Origin of the sequence: Nocardia spongicola (assembly GCF_047200775.1) — a bacterium.
GTDB lineage: Bacteria > Actinomycetota > Actinomycetes > Mycobacteriales > Mycobacteriaceae > Nocardia.
Genome location: NZ_JBJZOO010000004.1, coordinates 67,078 through 83,161, shown reverse-complemented (window position 1 = coordinate 83,161; position 16,084 = coordinate 67,078). Strand labels below are relative to the sequence as shown.

Here is a 16,084-nt window from a genome sequence, read left to right as displayed (position 1 = left end):
TTCACCCGGTAGGCGTGCCCACCCCAGCGGTGGCGCGCAGTGGGGCGAACGCGAAGTCCGCGAGTCCTTCGCGCGGGTCGATCTCGGCGGAGAACCCGAGCAAGCGCCGGGCCGCGTCCGGGCTCGCGACGATATGGCGGACATCGCCGGGCCGATAATCGCCGGTTATCAGCGGCGCGGGGCCATGACAAGCGTCCGCGAGCACCGTAGCGACCTCACCGATCGTGATCGGCTGTCCGGAGCAGACGTTCAGCGGCACGAATCCGGGTAGTGGCTGTTCGACAGCCGCGAGGTTGGCTGCCGCGATATCGGATACGTGCACGAAATCCCGTGCCTGCCGACCATCCTCGAATACCAGCGGCGCTCGCCCGGCAGCCAGTGCGGATCGGAAGATCGCCGCGACACCGGAATACGGGGTATCCCGCGGCATACCGTCGCCGTAGACGTTGTGGTATCGCAGGGCGGTGACCGTGCCGCCGGTAGCGGCCACCCATGCGGCGGCGTAATGCTCTTGCGCCACCTTGCTCGCCGCGTACAGGCTGCGTGGCCGCAGGGGAGTGTCCTCAGGTACCGGCACCCAGTGCAGCGCGTCCCCGGTGCTCGGGCAGCGCTGTTCGAATCGCCCCTGCTCGAGATCCGTGCGGGTGCGCTGCCCTGGCTGGACCATCTCGTCGGTGGCGTTCCGATAGCACCCCTCGCCGTAGACCACCATGGACGAAGCAAGCACCAGCCGATGGCACCCCGCGTCCGCCATGGCGGCGAGGACCACCGCCGTACCCAGATCGTTGTGGCTTGCGTAGGCAGGCGCATCCGCGACGCTCACCCCGGCCCCGACGACAGCGGCCTGGTGGCAGACCACATCGATACCGTGCAGCAGCGGCACCAGACTCTCGATATCGCGTACATCGATCCGATGCACGCCCTCCGGGGGCCGTGCCTCCGGTCCGTGTGCCGCGGGCAGCATGAGATCTACGGCGATCACCTCGTGCCCGGCCCTGGCCAATGCCCGGTGTATGTGCGCTCCGATGAAGCCCGCGGCGCCGGTCAGCAGAATTCGCATCGGCGTCGGGCTCATATGCGGCGGGTTCGGCGGGTGTTGCCCGCATGGTTGGCACTCATGGTCCGATTCTGTCCGGACTCCAGCGGAAAAGTCGTGTGGCACGGCCGTGGCGTCACACTTTCGTCAGTTACTGGCAGCGTAGTTCCGGACAGCACGGGCTCAGCAATTGCTCGGTGCTGGTTCACCTCGTACCCGAGCATCCAGCCAACTGAGTGCCGCGGGCATGCCGAGTACGGCGGCGGACAGATGATCCGGGCTCGGATACAGCTCATACTGGACGCGCGCACCCGCGGCGCAATAGCGTCGTATCGTGTTGTCGATCGCGTCCATCGGGATCAGCGCGTCGTAGAAGGCCCGCCACTGGAAGATCGGCGTAGTCGGTATGCCGTCGTAGAACTCCAGGCTGTTCTCTCTGAGTACCGCACGGGCGCGATCCTCGTAGGCGAGCGAAGTCGAGGTCGCGACATCCGTGACACTACGTCCCGCGCCTGCGATCAGAATGTCGTTGGTGCAACTGTTGGCGATCCGGTCCCGTACCGCCATGCCCGCCGGGTTCAAGTATTCGCTGATCGGCAAGCGCGCCGGATACTCCCGTTCCAAACCGATCGCTGCCGCGAAGGCAAGACCGAAGACCGGATGCGGACTGTAGCCGATGCCCTCGAGCATGGTCACCAGGTTCATCGGTACCCCGCCCGCGGCGACACCGACGAGGGGCAGTTCGGGTGCGTATCGCGGTGCCAGTGCGGCTGCCCACGCGGTCGCCATACCACCACCGGAATAGCCGAGCATGGTGATCGGACTGTCGGCCAGACCAAGCCGTGCGACATTCCTGGCCGCTCGGAGACTATCGAGGGTGAGTACGCCTCCCAATCTCGCGGCGCCATAGGCACTGGTCGGACCGAGGTGGTCGGGCAGAACCACCGACCAGCCGCGCAGCAACACCGCGTTGAGCGCGGGCGCTTCCCGGATCATCAGATCGGGATTGTCGGTGTAGAGCACCCTGGACACGGCGCACTGCGTGCCGAGCCCGTTGATGATGTGCTGATAGGACAACAGTGGCCCGCCGGGTACGTGATTCGACGGGGTCAGCACGGTGGTAGTCGCCGCGATCGGTGTGCCGGCGGAGTTGGTGGAGCGGAATTTGATCATCGTGCTGGTCGTGCCGGGGAACATGGGCAGATCCGGCATCGTCCGGACCGCCAGGACCGCACCGGGCGCGGCGCGGCCCAGTTCTGCCGTTGCGGCGTAGAACGAATCGGGATCCGGGGCCGGATAGATCGGCTGCGCGGCGGCCATCGATGTGCCCACCGACAGTGGGATCACCGACAGTGCCACCAGGACAATCGTGGCCACAGTGGTGGAAGTAACCGATCGAAGCATGACGTTCGCCGCTCCCATCCATCACGACATTTCGTTGACGTTGGCGTGCCGAAGTCGAATACTCCGTATCCTGGTCGCCCCTGTGGCCGGGATACGGACTCGACCACTGTAGGAGACGAGCGGAGAAAGCCGAGTTAGCCGCGCCGGTCGAGGGCGGCGCACTGCTGTGGCGGAATTATTTGCCGATACTCTTGTGCGGGATACCCGTGGTCAGGCCACCGTCGATGACGAATTCTGCCCCGGTGGAGTACGACGATTCGTCGGAGGCGAGGAATACCACCAGAGCGGAGACCTCGGCGGGTTGAGCGGCCCGACCGAGCGGGATCTGCAGGAAATCATCGGGGACGTGCTCGGTCATCGGGGTCCGAACCAAGCCGGGGTGTACCGAGTTCACTCGAATCCCGTATTGGGCCAGTTCGAGTGCGGTGGATTTGGTCAGTCCGCGTACCGCGAACTTGGTGGTGGTATAGCCGTGCAGCCTGGTGCTGCCCCGCAGCCCCTCGACGGAGGAGATATTGATGATGGAGCCGCCACCCGCCGTGATCATGGCAGGTGTCGCCTCCTGCATACCGAGGAAAGTGCCGGTCAGATTGATATCGATGATCCGCTGCCATTCGGCGAGCTCATAGGCGATGAGCGCCCTGTCGTTCGTGATGCCCGCGTTGTTCACCAGTACATTCAGTGATCCGAACCGCCGAACCGACTCGGCGACGGCCGCGCGCCAGGCACTCGGCTCACGCACGTCGAGCGGCACGTAGACAGCATTGTCGCCCAGCTCATCGGCCACCGCGGCACCTTCATCGTGGAGCACATCGCCGAGCACCACGCGCGCGTCCTCGGTGACCAGTGCTCTGGCGTGCGCTGCCCCCATACCGCGCGCAGCCCCACTGATCAATGCCACTTTGCCGGATAACCGCCCCATATGTGATACCTCACCTTTCTTGATCCGTGTTCCGGTAATGCCCTTCCACGGTTGTCACCGACTGTGCCGTATACCCAGCTCAGTCCACGGTGTGACAGTAACCCGGATGTCGTACGAAATTTGTTGTGTGCGTGTGTCCTGCGCGTCGGGAGTGGTCTAGGGTTCGTCGCATGAGCGAACCCATGACGTTCACGATGGACACTTTGCGGACCGCTTCTGGCGCCGATCTCGGTGCGAGCGATTGGATGGAGATCGACCAGCAGCGTATCGACGCGTTCGCCGAGGCGACCGAAGATCGTCAGTGGATCCACACCGATCCGGAGCGCGCAGCGGCGGGACCGTATGGCACGACCATCGCACACGGCTACCTCACCTTGTCGTTGCTGCCATCGATCATGAGTCAGATCTTTCGGATCACCGATGCCTCGGCACGAATCAACTACGGCGTGAACAAGGTTCGTTTCCCCGCGCCGGTTCCCTCCGGCTCTCGGATCAGGGGCAGGGCGCGGATCGTGACGGTGGAGGAGGTGTCCGGCGGCTTGCAGATGACTTCCGTGGTGACCATCGAGCGTGCGGGCGGTGACAAACCGGTCTGTGTCGCGGAGATGGTCATGCGCGCTCTGTCCTGACCTCGGGCGGAAACCCGTTCTCAGAAGTTTTTCCTTGCCGCGGAAAGTAATTCGGTGATCGCGGTCGGTATGGCGTCGGTGAGTTCGTCGATATCGGGCATCAGGTCCGCACAGGCGGTGAAGCCGAAATCGAGCTTGTCGTTGTTCGACAGCACGGTCACATTCAGTCCCGCGCCGTGGAACACCGGTCCGAACGGATACATGCCTGCCACGCGCAGGCCGAGGAAGTACAGCGGTACCGGCGGACCGGGCACATTGGATATCACCAAGTTGTGCACTACCGGGTGTATCTCGGCCAGCCGCCACGACGAGTACATCCGGGATGCGAGCCGGAAAGTGTTCGGCGGCGCGTACTTCGACCAGTCCTGTAGGAAGTCGGAACCGACGATCTTGTGCTCCTCCTTGGCCCCGCGGTTGGCCTCGGCCACCGACTGTAAGCGTTCCACCGGATCAGCGATATCCGTGCCGAGCAGTGTGAACAGTGCGGACACTTTGTTCACGCCCGCGGTGTGCCGTGTCGATTCGTGCACGGATATCGGTACTGATGCGATGAGCGAGCGATCCGGTAATTCATCGCGCTTGTCCAGGTAGGTGCGCAGCGCCCCGGCGACAACGGTCAGCACCACATCGTTCACCTTGACTCCGAATGCCTGCCGTATCTCTTTGACGGCGTCGAGTTCGGCCTCGGTGAACGCGACAGCGCGTTTGTCGGTGATGGCCAGATTGAACGGTGTGCGCGGGGCGGAGAACGGTGTCGCCATCCCGGTTTTGTTCTTACGGCGGCGCTGCGCGAAGCCCGCGACCACTTCGAAGGTTTTCGGGACCATACCGAGGATGCCCGCTTTGGCGGGCAACTTCACCACTGCCTCTGCCAGCAGTCGCCAGTCGTTCGGTTTCGGTTCGGGGTGCCTTTCCTGATTGGGTACCAGTTTGGTGACACCGGGTTCCAGATCGCAGAGATGCGTCATCAGATTGGCGCCGGTGACACCGTCCACAGCGGCGTGGTGATACTTCACGACCACCGCGATCTTGTTGTCGTCGAGGCCGTCGACCACTGAAATCTCCCAGAGTGGGCGAGTGCGATCCATGGGGCGGCTCGCGATATCCCCGACGAGTTGTTCGAGTTCGCGACGGCCTGCCGGTGCGGCGATCGTGATCCGGCGGATGTGGTTGTCGAGGTCGAAATTCTGATCCGTTACCCATACCGGATGGTCCAGATTGAACGGAACCTCGTGCACCCGGCGGCGCAACTGCGGGATCAGCGGAAGTCGCCGACCGAGCTCGGTTTTGAACGCGTCGAACGAGTAATTTCCCGATGAGCAGTCCAGGATCAGTAGTGCGCATACATGTAGATGCTGGGTCTCGGTTTCCAAGTAGAGGAAGCTGGCGTCCAATCCGGTTAGTCGCTCCATATCGGAAGCCTACTGTAACGCGTTCTAGTTCGGTATAGAAAACGTGGTAGACCAGCTGCTGCGGAGTTATGTGATGCGTAGGAGATGGTCGCCTTTTCATGTGACCGAAAGTTCTATATATGAGAGAGATTATTGTTACGGACTGGTAGGAATTGTTTGTTCGGCACCGGTGGGCTACGGCCCATCGCATGCTGATTTCGTGCACGTACCGATATCGTGGTGTGACCTGTTGCCCGGTGCGCGGAGCGGATATGCGGGAACAAGATGGCGGCTGCTATCGGATGTGGCGTTGTGTTTCAGGGTGGGCAGTACCGGCCGTCGTCCTCTGCGCCCGGCTGTGCGGTGAAACCCGCCCGGAATCAGGTGGTGCGTACCCGGGTGAGCTCGGCTTCGATGTCCGCGATGCGCTTGGCCTCGATGCCCCAGGGGTGTCGGACACCGACCCGGCGATCCAGATCCCACAGCACGCATGTCTCGCCCGCATTCGCCATAAGCGACCATGCCACTACTGTGCGACCGAGCTGCTCCGCCGCCGTCCCGTGTGAATTATCCGGTGGTCCAGCGCCTTCCGGGAAGTGGTGGAGGAAGCGTCCGTAGGCGGTAGCGCAGAATTCCGCGTAGCGCTCTGTGCACAAGATGAACCCGTGCCATGCCTCGTCCACCGCATGCGACGGCATGCCTATCACTTGATCATCACGTAGTGCGGCACCGCAACAGAGCAGCCATTGCCGCAGTCCCCGTTCCACCAGTTCCCGTGGTTGCCAGGGGCAGGTTTTGTACACGGCCTCGGGGAGTTTCAACACGTCGACGGCGGCGCGAACGGCCTGCGGATCGATATCGCCGGGCCCGCGGCTACGGAAGCTGAAGGACAGCACAATTCACTGTACGCGAAAACCGTTGAGCAGCTATTGTTCCGGCATGAGCATGGAGTCAGGGGACGGTAGCTCGGCGTCACTACGTAGAGCCCCGCTCGTGCCGGAAAGGGGGTCGCATGACCACAATGAGCGTACTCGCTGCTGTGCTGATCGGGCTGTTCGCGATAGCTCTGGTCATCATGGTGTTCGGTGGCCTCCGTCGGCTACGCAAGCGATATCGGCCACCGGGGTACGAATTTCGGCTCAGCGGGCAGCAAGGTGGGAGACGCCGCGATAGAGGTTCCACCGATTCGTTCTGGTTGGCCGGTAGTGCCGGCCTGCCGGACCGACATGGTTCCAAGCAACCGAATGATCATGCCGGAGATGGGCAGCATCACCATAGCGGCGATAGCGGCGGGGGGAGTGGATCGGGAGGAAATGGTGACGGCGGGAGTGGTTTCAGTTTCGGTGGCGGTAGTTCCAGTTGTGGCGGTGGCAGCAGCTGTGGTGGCGGCGGCGGGTCATGACTCACCAGCACAGCTGCTGCCATCGAGGCCGGGATCGCGGTAGGGCGCATCCTGGTGTGGGTGCGAACAAACCGCTGAACCGGATATTCGCCCGAGTGCAGACCTGAGGTGGTATCCGGGCGTTGGCTAGCCCCCCGGCTCATCGCCGATACCGTCGGCGCGGGGTCTCCTGCCTCGGCATCGCCTGCCATGCGTTACACCGGTCGGTAGGGAAGCCGATTCGGAGCCACGGTAGTGGCGCGCCGAGGCGGTGTAAGCCGGGACGGGAATTACTCAGCGGACTGGCTTCCCTAGGACACCGGAGTAAGCACCACAACCGGGATGGGTCGGGTGGTCTGCTCCTGATAGGCGCGGTAGCGGTCACTGTTCCCAGCGTTGACGACGTCCCAGAGGCGAGCGTATTCCGAATCGCCCGGCAGTAGCGGCTGTGCCGTCACAGTTACTTTCCGCCTGCCGATCTGGACCTCGGTCTTCGGTCGTGCCTTCAGGTTCGCCAGCCATCCCGGCGGCTTCGGCTGGCCACCGTTGGACGCGACCACCAGATAATCCGCACCGTCGCGGGCGTAGATCAGTGCCGAAGTCCTGTCCTTGCCTGTCTTGCGTCCCACTGTCCGCAGCAGCAGCGTCGGCTTTCCGAACATCAGCCGATGCCCCACCCATCCGCCGCTCTTCTCGTACATCCACTGATGTGCCTTCAGGATGTTCGTGAACAGATCAGCCATGCCTGTCCTCTCTATAAATTCTCGACTGTCGTCAGCTATCCGACTGGTCTCAACCCGGTACGAACAGGTAGCATTCCCAACGCTCGCGGTTATCCGCGACACGGGGCGGTAGCTCAGTCGGTTAGAGCCGTGGACTCATAATCCATTGGTCGCGGGTTCGAGCCCCGCCCGCCCCACAAATAGCCTTTGATCTGCGAAAACTTCGAGCTCGGCAGTCGGATCGGTTCTTCGTCGGTTTCCGGACATGGTGTCGGACATCACCAGCGCGCACATCAGTAGCGGTATCGCGGAGCCGCTCCCTCGAATCGACCAGCACGCCGGTACACCGCTGTCGCCAGAGTACGCGCGGTCGGTAACGATGGCTGCAACAACTCTTCGAGTAGCCCGCGGCCGAGGAGAGCGCCGCCGCGGTGTCCTGGCTCGGGATAACCGCCTATTCCGGTGAACTTTATGATGCTGGAGACACTTTGACCCTCGAAGATATCGGTCGTATTCTCACCTACCGCCGCGCCGACGGTAGGTATGTGATCGACATCGACCTCAACGTCCAGTCCAGCGCTGGCCGCATGTGGGCACCGGTCCGGAGGGACTGATCTTTCACTACGGTGAGTAGTGCTTTGTGAGGGAAGGCGTAGCGGCAGAGCGGATGCGGGCCGTTCTGTTGTGTCCCGATCACCATTTTCCGTCTTGGACCGGCTGATCATGTTGTCCCCCGTGCGCCCGGTCTTCCCTCTCGGACGCGCGTGATCGCAATCGTGCCCGCGAATACGTCGGTGCACAAGCATTATTGCGGCTACCGGTTTCGCGGGCCGACGCGTCCGATGGCGAGGAGAAGGTCAGGGGAGCACGGGACGCGCAGTGCTACGGATTCATCGCATACGCACCCGCGTAGCTCATCGCCCGAATGTAGCTGTCGCGCAGGTGGGCCTTGGCGTTGGCGCTCTGCCAGATGGTGGCCAGGCCGAGTGTCGAGACACCCGGCGAGGAAAGCCATCCAGTCGGCATACCACTCGCCCCGGTGGGCATCATCGGTCACCGCCAGCTTGCCCTTCGTTTCGAAGAAGTCGACCACTGACTTCAAGCGCGCCCGTGTCGCGGGATCGAACTCTTCGAAGGTCTCGGTCTTCGGGTTGAACAGGGCCATTGCGTCGCAGCATTACAAGTGATGGCAATTGCCATCAGATTATTGACCGAAGGCGGCTGCCGTCGATATGCGGGTGTCTGCTGATGCGGGCGCTTATACGAGAATTCGATACAGATATTGATGAATACAGAAATATCTGTACTATCTATCCGGTGGAGGCTCGACAGCACCGAGACGCGCTGACCCGATTCGGGCACGCGTTGTCGGATCAGACCCGTACTCAGATCCTGCTGCGGCTACGTACCGGCCCGGCCTATCCCGCCGAGCTGGCGGCAGCGATCGGTGTGTCGCGGCAGATTCTTTCCAACCATTTGGCCTGCCTTCGCGGGTGTGGCCTGGTCGTCGCGGTCCCTGAGGGGCGGCGAAACCGCTACGAGCTCGCCGATCCGCGTATCGGGCACGCGCTCGACGATCTGCTCGGCTTGGTGCTTGCGGTCGACCCGGCATGCTGTCCGACCGCCGATGCCGAGGGATGTTGCTGATGACGCGACCGCTGGGAATGCCGCAGGTTATGCCGCGCTCGGGTTCGTCGTCGCAGCGCCGGGCGTTACTGGCACGCCGGATTCGCCTGCTGGTGGCCGCGACTATTACCTACAACCTCATCGAGGCGGCCATCGCCCTCACCGAAGGCGTCCGGGTCTCCTCGACAGCCTTGCTCGGATTCGGCCTCGACTCGGTGATCGAGGTGTCTTCTGCGGCGGCGGTGGCATGGCAGTTCGCCGGCCGTGATCCGGAGCGAAGGGAGAAGATCGCGTTACGGATCATCGCGTTCTCGTTCTTCGCTCTTGCCGCCTATGTCGCTGTCGACGCGGTGCGCGGGCTATTCGGGGTCGGAGAAGCCGGACATTCGCAGATCGGGATCGGCCTGGCTGCGGCGAGCGCGGTGATCATGCCGGTGCTGTCGTTGGCGCAGCGCCGTGCGGGGCGGGAACTAGGCTCCGCCGCGGTGGTCGCCGACTCGAAACAGACGCTGCTGTGCACCTATCTGTCCGTGGTGCTGCTGGCCGGCTTGTTGCTCAACCTGTTGTTCGGGTGGTCGTGGGCTGATCCGGTGGCGGCTCTGGTCATCGCGGGTATCGCGGTCAGGGAGGGAATCAATGCCTGGCGCGGCGATACCTGTTGTCCGCCGCTCGCGGTTCCCGGCGGCCCTGACGCGGCCGAGCCCGGCTGTGCGAGCTGCACGGCATCCGAGCACTCCGCATCCACGGACTCCTGCTGAAGCCGGTCGCGGTACTGCCACCGCGCTGTCCACCCAGCCCCGAATTATTCGGACCTTCCGAATCATCAGACACTATAGAAAGGATTTCTGATGCCCCGTATCCCGGAGGCGGCTCGCACCCGCTACCACCATGAAATGCAGGCCGCCGAAAACAGTCACACGCCCGATCAGCGCTGGGCACACCTCGAACGCGCCCACATACTGTCCCAGCCCGACCCCTGGCTGCACACCCGCAACCATGTCGCGATGTTCGTCTTCGCCGTGCGTCAGCGTGACCGCCGCGAAGCATTCGGGCAGGTCGTGCGCATCATTGTCGCCGCTCCCGGTTCGCTGTCCGGCCGCTACCCGACGGGCAACACTGGACGAGCCCGTGTCGGGATACTCCAGTCCATGCCGATCCCCGACGACCTCGCTGTCCTGCTGAACTCCGAGGCCGCCTGAGCAACCTTGCCGAGGCTGCCGGTTCAGGCGGTGTGAATTTCTCCAGGGCCGGTATACGGGGTGGGCCTGTATGCGGCCGGATCGGGCATTCTGGATCAGGAGCTGGATTCCTCATCCATTGGTCGCGGGTTCGAGCCCCGCCCGCCCCACAGATAGCCTCTGATCTGTGGGAACCTTCAACTCGGCAGTCGGATCAGGTCTTCGTGGGTTTCCAGCCGCAGTGTCGGAGCTCACCGGCATGCCTCTCGGCGGCAGTATCGCTGGTCCGTAGATTACTGATGCTCGGCATAAGCGGGCCGTCAGTCCGCGAAGCGCACCGGAGGCCAATCCGTCGGCACCCGGCTGCCGGAACGGTGATTCGTCGTTGCTCACCGCTTGACAGCACTGACCAGGCTGATGGCCCCGATCATCGGGCCGGCCTCCGGGGTCGATGGATCGATCGGATGGCCCACCGCGCTGAGATACTCGGTCAAGCGTATGCCGGTCGCCTTCCAGCCATGCGCGGTGAACCATTCATCCGCTGGAGCGCATCGCTCGTTGTATATCAGTTGAAAGAAGACCTCGTTTACTTCGGAAGCTCGCTCCGCTTCCAGGCATTCCCGAAAGACCTTCTCGTCTATCGGCATGGCATCCTCGATCGCGGTATGGCTGCCGGAACAGGCCAGCATGTCGATCCCCGTGAAGACTCTTTCCTGTGCGGCGGCAGGCAGGTACAGCATCAGGCCTTCGGCGAGCCACACCGATGGTCTGGCCGGATCGAACCCGTTGTCCCGCAATGCTCGAGGCCAGTCATCACGCAGATCTACTGCGATTTCACGACGATCCGCGGTAGGGGTGGCGCCTTGTCCGGCCAGCGTCATACGTTTGAACTCCAGCACCTGTGGCTTGTCCAGCTCGTACACCACGGTGCCGTCGGGCCACGCCAGCCGGTATGCCCGTGAATCCAGTCCGGCCGCCAAGATCACCACTTGGCGGGCGCCGCTATCGGCCGCGACGCGGAAGTAGTTATCGAAGTAGCGGGTCCGGGCGCCTTGAAAGCTGACGAAATAGCTACCGAAGGTGGCCTGAAGCTTATGGTCGGGCGCTCGGTCGTCGAGTAGATCGGCCCATCTACCGCCGACTGCCCGGCAGAACAGTTCGGCGTAGGGGTCGACGGCCAGCGGCTCGGGTTTCTGCGCCTCCAAAGCCCGTGCCGCTGCCACGAACAGTGCGGTTGAACCGACACTCGTGACGATGTCCCAGCTATCGTCATCGGTACGCATAGAAGCAACCCTACGCGCAGGCCCTGGGCAATAGGGTGTGTGCGAGGGGCTTGATTATGACGTTACTTCGGAATCGCCGCATACCCCCAGCGAATCAGCGGGCAACCATCGAGCTGAGAACCTCGTTACTGGATCAGGAGGCGGATTCCTCTAGAGCTGACATATCGATGACCTTGCCGCGGTTGATACTCATCCAATCGCGGCCACGAACATACGGTTTCAGCACTTCCCCGATGCGTTCGGTGGCGGCCGCGCTCTTGGGACGCTGGATTTCGTAGACATCAGGGAATTCGAGCATGCCGGTGACCAGCTCCCAGAGGCGGACCGCGCGGTCACCGGTCGGCGGATCGATCAGTACCGGCCCGAACAGCGAGGACCCGTCGGGGAAGAACAGTGTGGGGACGCCGAAGCCGCCCGCGGCCGTAACGCGCTCGTGGTCGGCGCGTACTTCCGCATGCGTCGATTCGTCCGCCATCGCCTCGTCGAGCACCGCACCTGCGAAGCCGAGTCGTTCGAGGATTTGCCGTGCTGTCTCGGGGTCATGCGGCTTACCACCGAGTTCGTGCAGTTCCCTGCCGATCTCGGCATACCAGCGATCCACGGCGTCCTGATCGCGGCGGCGCAGCAGAGCGCCGATGCGCATGAGCGACCAGCCGTAGGACCACGGGCGCTCCCATGGATGTTTCTTCCCTTCGGCCCGATTGACCTCTTCCAGGCTGAAGAACCGCCAGTCGATCCGCAGCCCGGTCATTCGCCGGACCTCACGTATCCACAGTGATGTCTGATACGCGTACGGGCACATGGGGTCGAAATGAAAATCGACGGATTCTGCTGCGCTCATACTTTTCGACATTATCGCCACCGTATTCGCCTGACCAGGGGTCGGGGACAGGTCAGGCATGAAGTCCGCCCGAGGCTGTCGCGGTGGCCGGATTCGTTGTGGTGCGTGACGGTAGCGCGGGTGGTCGAAGCGAATCCCGGTATGGCTCAGACGAGGTTCTTCTGTTTGCGGATCCACCACCGCAGATCGGCCAGCAATCCGTACGTCGGGCTATGGCGCAGGAATCGGGGCAGGACATGGCTTGTCGCGGCGGTGCCGTCGCATGCCGCGCGGGGTGCGGTGGGGATCGGATCGGGTGGTCGGCCGTGCGGCGTCAGGTCAGCGCGGGCGACGGCGCGGCGGCGGTGGGGATCTTCGGCAGCGCGTAGGGATGATTGTGTGCCAGCCAGTTGATCAGTTCCTCACGCACCGCGCAGCGCAGGTTCCACACATCGTCGGCATTACGGGCCGACATCGACGCGCGCACCACAATGCTGGTTGGTGTGCTGTCGGTTACCAGCAGGTTCGCGTTGCGTCCGTCCCAGTCCTGGCGGGACCGCAGATACTTGTGCAGATGTTCGCGTAGTTCCCGCACCGGAGTGCTGTGGTCCAGATACAGGAATACGGTGCCGGTGATCTGCGGCCCGCCCCTGGACCAGTTCTCATAGGGCTTGCTGTTGAAGTAGGAGACCGGCATGGTCAATCGGCGATCGTCCCAGATCCGCACGGTGAGAAAGGACAGGGTGATCTCCTCGACGGTGCCCCATTCGCCCTCGACCACCACGGTGTCGCCGATCTTCACCGAATCGCCGAACGCGATCTGCAGCCCGGCCATGAGATTGCCGAGTGTCGACTGTGCCGCCACACCGGCGATGATGCCGATCACACCGGCCGAAGCCAGCAATGAAGTGCCCAAGGTGCGCAGATTGGGGAAAAGTATCAGGGTGGCCACGGCCGCGGTCGTGATGGCCAAGATTGTGGTGACGATGCGGCGGACCAGGGTGAGCTGGGTGTGCAGCCGCCGCACCCGCGCGGTATCGGCGGTTCGGGTGGCGTACTTGTCGAGTGTGTTCTCGGCTACGGCGTCGGCGGCGCGCATGGTGAGCCAGGCGGCGGAGATGATCGCCATGGCGGCGAGACCGTTGAGAATGACTTCGTCCTGCCGCAGTTCCAGCTGCGCCAAGGGGTAGGTGAAGTGCAATCCTGCTGTGCCGAGGAGCGCCTGCAGTGGCAGCTGTATGCGGCGCAGCAGATTGGCCAGCCGCATTCCCGGGTGCTTATTCGCGCTGTAGCGCAGCAGGCGATCGATCAGCAAGCCGACCAACATGGTTGCCGCGAGTGTGCCGCCGAAGACGATAAGCGGTCGTAACACTTCCTCCAAGGCTTTTAGCTCCTTGCTATGGGATGTCTCGATGCCTTCCTGATAGGCTACATTTTGATAACGGTGATAGCGCAAGGCAGGATTGCGCATGTCACGCTCAGCCGGGTGGAACGACTCCGTATGGAATGATCACATATCCGAGTTCGGTGCCGCATGTCTCGGCGGCTGGATTCTCTATGACACGCGTCGTCCCCTATGACACGCGGCGTCGTGCCATGGCACATCGAAACGATCATGCCGGAGGGCGTAGGCTGGCGCTCCGATGGACGGCGCGACTTCTGGGAGCGGTGCATGAGCAAGAGTGAGGGGACTCCTCCCGCTACGACGCGGACCGGCACGATCAGTGTGCGGGTGCCCGCGGAGTCCGAGCAGCTGGCGATGTTGCGGGCCTTGGCCGAGACCGTCGTGCTCATGGCCGACTTCGGCATCGATGAGGTAACCGATATCCGGCTGGCGCTCGACGAGGTCGCCAGCGCGCTGGTGCTGGACGCGGTGGACGGTTCCGAACTCGAATGCGCGTTCAGCTTCGATGGTGCCGCGGTGGTCGTGCGCGTCGGTGCGATCACGGTTTCTGATAACAGTCCGGATCAGTCCGGCTTCGGCTGGCATATCGTCGCGACACTTACCGACGCGGTCCACGCCTCACGGGGCGCATACGATGCCGCTGCGGGCGGCTATCCCACCGTGGTCGATTTCCGCTGGGTGCGTGGCGGCTCGGATGAATAACAAGCCGAGCTGGGGCGCTGCCAGGCGGGAGTCGCGGGGCGACAGTTACGACAATATCGAGCCGCTGTTCGTGGAGCTGGCTGCGCTGGCCCAGGATGATCCGCGCCGGGAAGCCTTGCGCACGGAGCTGATCGATCGTTGTCTTCCCCTGGCCGAACATATCGCCCGTAAGTTCAGCGGACGCGGTGAGAGCTTCGAGGACTTGTTGCAGATCGCCAGGGTCGGTCTGCTCGCCGCGGTCGACCGGTTCGATCCGACGCGCGGCGCGACGTTTCTCTCGTTCGCGGTGCCGACGATCATGGGTGAGGTGCGTAGACATTTCCGGGACTACGCGTGGTCGGTGCGAGTGCCGAGGCGGCTCAAGGAGATCCAGTCCACGATCGGTCCTGCGGTGGAGACCCTGTCGCAGCGGTTGGGCCGGGTGCCGCGGGCACGGGAAGTCGCCGAGGAACTCGGCGTCGACCTGGCCGAGGTGACTCAGGCGCTCATCGCACGCAACGCCTACAAGACCTCCTCGATCGATGCGGCTTCCGACACCGATGAGGCGGAATCCGGTGGTCCTTCGCTGCTGGACTCACTCGGGACGGAGGACCCGGACTTCGGCATCGTGGACAACTATCTAGCGGTGAAACCACTGTTGGCCGCGTTGCCGGACCGCGAGAAACAGGTGCTCGCCATGCGCTTCTTCGACTCGATGTCGCAGGAGCAGATAGCCCGGCAGATCGGTTGTTCACAGATGCAGGTCTCCCGCATTCTCGCCAAAACTCTGAAATCGCTGCGCGAACAGGCTTTGCGAGATTGACTCGACCGATCTGGGTACGTAGATCCGCCGGGGTTCCGGCCCGGGGGAGTTGGCCCGCGTTACATCGCCAGCGCGTTATCGATCATGTAGTACAGCTGGACCAACGGGTCATGAACGAGCGTGAACAGCATCTGGAAAGTACCGCGCATGTCGATCACCTTCTATTGCGGCTGTCGATCGGTTGTTTATGACACATCTGCGTGCCACCTGAGTGAGTGGCACATAGACGAGTCTACGCTGTAGTTCGCTGGAGTGATGCGAAAACGACGCATTTCATTGATTTCGTTGGGAGATGCAGCCGATTGTTCGTATCGGGCGCATCGAAAGTGCATCTATTTTCAGTGCTGGTGTGGCTCGAAGCCGATATGGCTCGATTCGCTCCTGCCGATACGGCAGCGGGTGGGTGACCATATGGTCACCCACCCGCTGTCAGCCGGGTCTCCGGTCAGTTCTTGAAGGCGTCCTTGATCTTCTCGCCCGCGTCCTTCAGATCAGCTTTGACCTGGTCGACCTTGCCTTCGTTACGCGTGTCCTGATCATCGGTGGCTTCGCCGAATTTTTCCTTGGCCGTACCGGCAATCTTGTCGGCCTTGTTCTTCGCCTTGTCGGCTGTACTCACGTGGCAACCTCCTGTGTGAAGAGACCGGCCTGCCGTATCAAGCCGGTCTCCTCCGCTATAGCCCGTTGCGGCGGGCATAAACGTAGGGTGTGCCATTGGACACGGAAAGGCCCGGATTCATCCGGGCCTTTCCGTGGTGGGTGCGCGTATCCGCCGGTGATCCC

The 16,084-nt window shown here is 62.9% G+C and carries 17 protein-coding genes and 1 tRNA gene; 7 read left to right on the top strand and 11 right to left on the bottom strand.

The window, feature by feature from the left end:
- Position 1 precedes the first annotated feature (1 nt).
- The 3 genes from ACL02S_RS10510 to ACL02S_RS10500 all read right to left on the bottom strand — a co-directional run bounded on the left by ACL02S_RS10510 (position 2) and on the right by ACL02S_RS10500 (position 3,362).
- Positions 2-1,060: an NAD-dependent epimerase/dehydratase family protein gene (locus tag ACL02S_RS10510; protein WP_412802172.1), complete on the bottom strand. Its 1,059-nt coding sequence runs from the start codon at positions 1,058-1,060 to the stop codon at positions 2-4.
- A 159-nt stretch (positions 1,061-1,219) separates the two neighbouring features.
- Entirely contained in the window at positions 1,220-2,440 is a 1,221-nt protein-coding gene (locus ACL02S_RS10505; RefSeq protein ID WP_412802171.1) for a lipase family protein, read from the bottom strand.
- A gap of 175 nt (positions 2,441-2,615) precedes the next feature.
- On the bottom strand, positions 2,616-3,362 hold the full coding sequence (locus ACL02S_RS10500; RefSeq protein ID WP_412802170.1) for a glucose 1-dehydrogenase: 747 nt from the start codon (positions 3,360-3,362) through the stop codon (positions 2,616-2,618).
- 170 nt (positions 3,363-3,532) lie between these two features.
- On the opposite strand from ACL02S_RS10500, the gene ACL02S_RS10495 reads away from it, so the two are divergent.
- Positions 3,533-3,991, top strand: coding sequence for a MaoC family dehydratase (locus tag ACL02S_RS10495; protein WP_412802169.1), 459 nt, complete (start codon positions 3,533-3,535; stop codon positions 3,989-3,991).
- A gap of 20 nt (positions 3,992-4,011) precedes the next feature.
- Here the strand turns inward: ACL02S_RS10495 and ACL02S_RS10490 are convergent, their stop codons facing one another.
- The 3 genes from ACL02S_RS10490 to ACL02S_RS10480 all read right to left on the bottom strand — a co-directional run bounded on the left by ACL02S_RS10490 (position 4,012) and on the right by ACL02S_RS10480 (position 7,506).
- Positions 4,012-5,403, bottom strand: a complete 1,392-nt coding sequence (locus ACL02S_RS10490) for a WS/DGAT/MGAT family O-acyltransferase (RefSeq protein WP_412802168.1) — start codon at positions 5,401-5,403, stop codon at positions 4,012-4,014.
- Between the two features lie 359 nt (positions 5,404-5,762).
- Positions 5,763-6,278 (bottom strand): glycine-rich domain-containing protein, encoded by a 516-nt coding sequence (locus ACL02S_RS10485; RefSeq protein ID WP_412802167.1) that lies wholly within the window; start codon positions 6,276-6,278, stop codon positions 5,763-5,765.
- Positions 6,279-7,074: 796 nt separating this feature from the next.
- Positions 7,075-7,506 (bottom strand): nitroreductase family deazaflavin-dependent oxidoreductase, encoded by a 432-nt coding sequence (locus tag ACL02S_RS10480; RefSeq protein WP_412802166.1) that lies wholly within the window; start codon positions 7,504-7,506, stop codon positions 7,075-7,077.
- Between the two features lie 102 nt (positions 7,507-7,608).
- On the opposite strand from ACL02S_RS10480, the gene ACL02S_RS10475 reads away from it, so the two are divergent.
- Positions 7,609-7,682: transfer RNA gene (locus tag ACL02S_RS10475), tRNA-Ile, on the top strand.
- A 685-nt stretch (positions 7,683-8,367) separates the two neighbouring features.
- Here the strand turns inward: ACL02S_RS10475 and ACL02S_RS10470 are convergent.
- On the bottom strand, positions 8,368-8,511 hold the full coding sequence (locus ACL02S_RS10470) for a hypothetical protein (RefSeq protein WP_412802165.1): 144 nt from the start codon (positions 8,509-8,511) through the stop codon (positions 8,368-8,370).
- A 291-nt stretch (positions 8,512-8,802) separates the two neighbouring features.
- Here ACL02S_RS10470 and ACL02S_RS10465 point away from each other — a divergent pair, with 291 nt between their 5' ends.
- The 3 genes from ACL02S_RS10465 (at position 8,803) to ACL02S_RS10455 (ending at position 10,310) form a co-directional block, all read left to right on the top strand.
- Positions 8,803-9,132, top strand: a complete 330-nt coding sequence (locus ACL02S_RS10465) for an ArsR/SmtB family transcription factor (RefSeq protein WP_412802164.1) — start codon at positions 8,803-8,805, stop codon at positions 9,130-9,132.
- Positions 9,132-9,869: a cation efflux transmembrane domain-containing protein gene (locus ACL02S_RS10460; RefSeq protein ID WP_412802163.1), complete on the top strand. Its 738-nt coding sequence runs from the start codon at positions 9,132-9,134 to the stop codon at positions 9,867-9,869. Before ACL02S_RS10465 ends, ACL02S_RS10460 begins: the two co-directional genes overlap by 1 nt.
- A 90-nt stretch (positions 9,870-9,959) precedes the next feature.
- Entirely contained in the window at positions 9,960-10,310 is a 351-nt protein-coding gene (locus ACL02S_RS10455; protein WP_412802162.1) for a DUF3703 domain-containing protein, read from the top strand.
- 368 nt (positions 10,311-10,678) lie between these two features.
- On the opposite strand, the gene ACL02S_RS10450 is transcribed toward ACL02S_RS10455, so the two are convergent.
- From ACL02S_RS10450 to ACL02S_RS10440, 3 genes are all read right to left on the bottom strand, one after another.
- Positions 10,679-11,572 (bottom strand): class I SAM-dependent methyltransferase, encoded by an 894-nt coding sequence (locus ACL02S_RS10450; protein ID WP_412802161.1) that lies wholly within the window; start codon positions 11,570-11,572, stop codon positions 10,679-10,681.
- Between the two features lie 133 nt (positions 11,573-11,705).
- Positions 11,706-12,413 (bottom strand): mycothiol-dependent nitroreductase Rv2466c family protein, encoded by a 708-nt coding sequence (locus ACL02S_RS10445; protein WP_412802160.1) that lies wholly within the window; start codon positions 12,411-12,413, stop codon positions 11,706-11,708.
- 313 nt (positions 12,414-12,726) lie between these two features.
- A complete protein-coding gene (locus ACL02S_RS10440; RefSeq protein WP_412802159.1) occupies positions 12,727-13,863 on the bottom strand; it encodes a mechanosensitive ion channel family protein in 1,137 nt (378 codons plus the stop codon).
- 201 nt (positions 13,864-14,064) lie between these two features.
- On the opposite strand from ACL02S_RS10440, the gene ACL02S_RS10435 reads away from it, so the two are divergent.
- Positions 14,065-14,499, top strand: a complete 435-nt coding sequence (locus ACL02S_RS10435) for an ATP-binding protein (RefSeq protein WP_412802158.1) — start codon at positions 14,065-14,067, stop codon at positions 14,497-14,499.
- Positions 14,492-15,301 carry an RNA polymerase sigma factor SigF gene (locus ACL02S_RS10430; protein ID WP_412802157.1) on the top strand — a complete coding sequence of 270 codons (810 nt, stop codon included), beginning with the start codon at positions 14,492-14,494 and terminating at the stop codon, positions 15,299-15,301. The genes ACL02S_RS10435 and ACL02S_RS10430 overlap by 8 nt, the downstream gene beginning before the upstream one ends.
- A gap of 445 nt (positions 15,302-15,746) precedes the next feature.
- On the opposite strand, the gene ACL02S_RS10425 is transcribed toward ACL02S_RS10430, so the two are convergent.
- Positions 15,747-15,920 carry a CsbD family protein gene (locus ACL02S_RS10425; protein WP_412802156.1) on the bottom strand — a complete coding sequence of 58 codons (174 nt, stop codon included), beginning with the start codon at positions 15,918-15,920 and terminating at the stop codon, positions 15,747-15,749.
- Positions 15,921-16,084 lie beyond the last annotated feature (164 nt).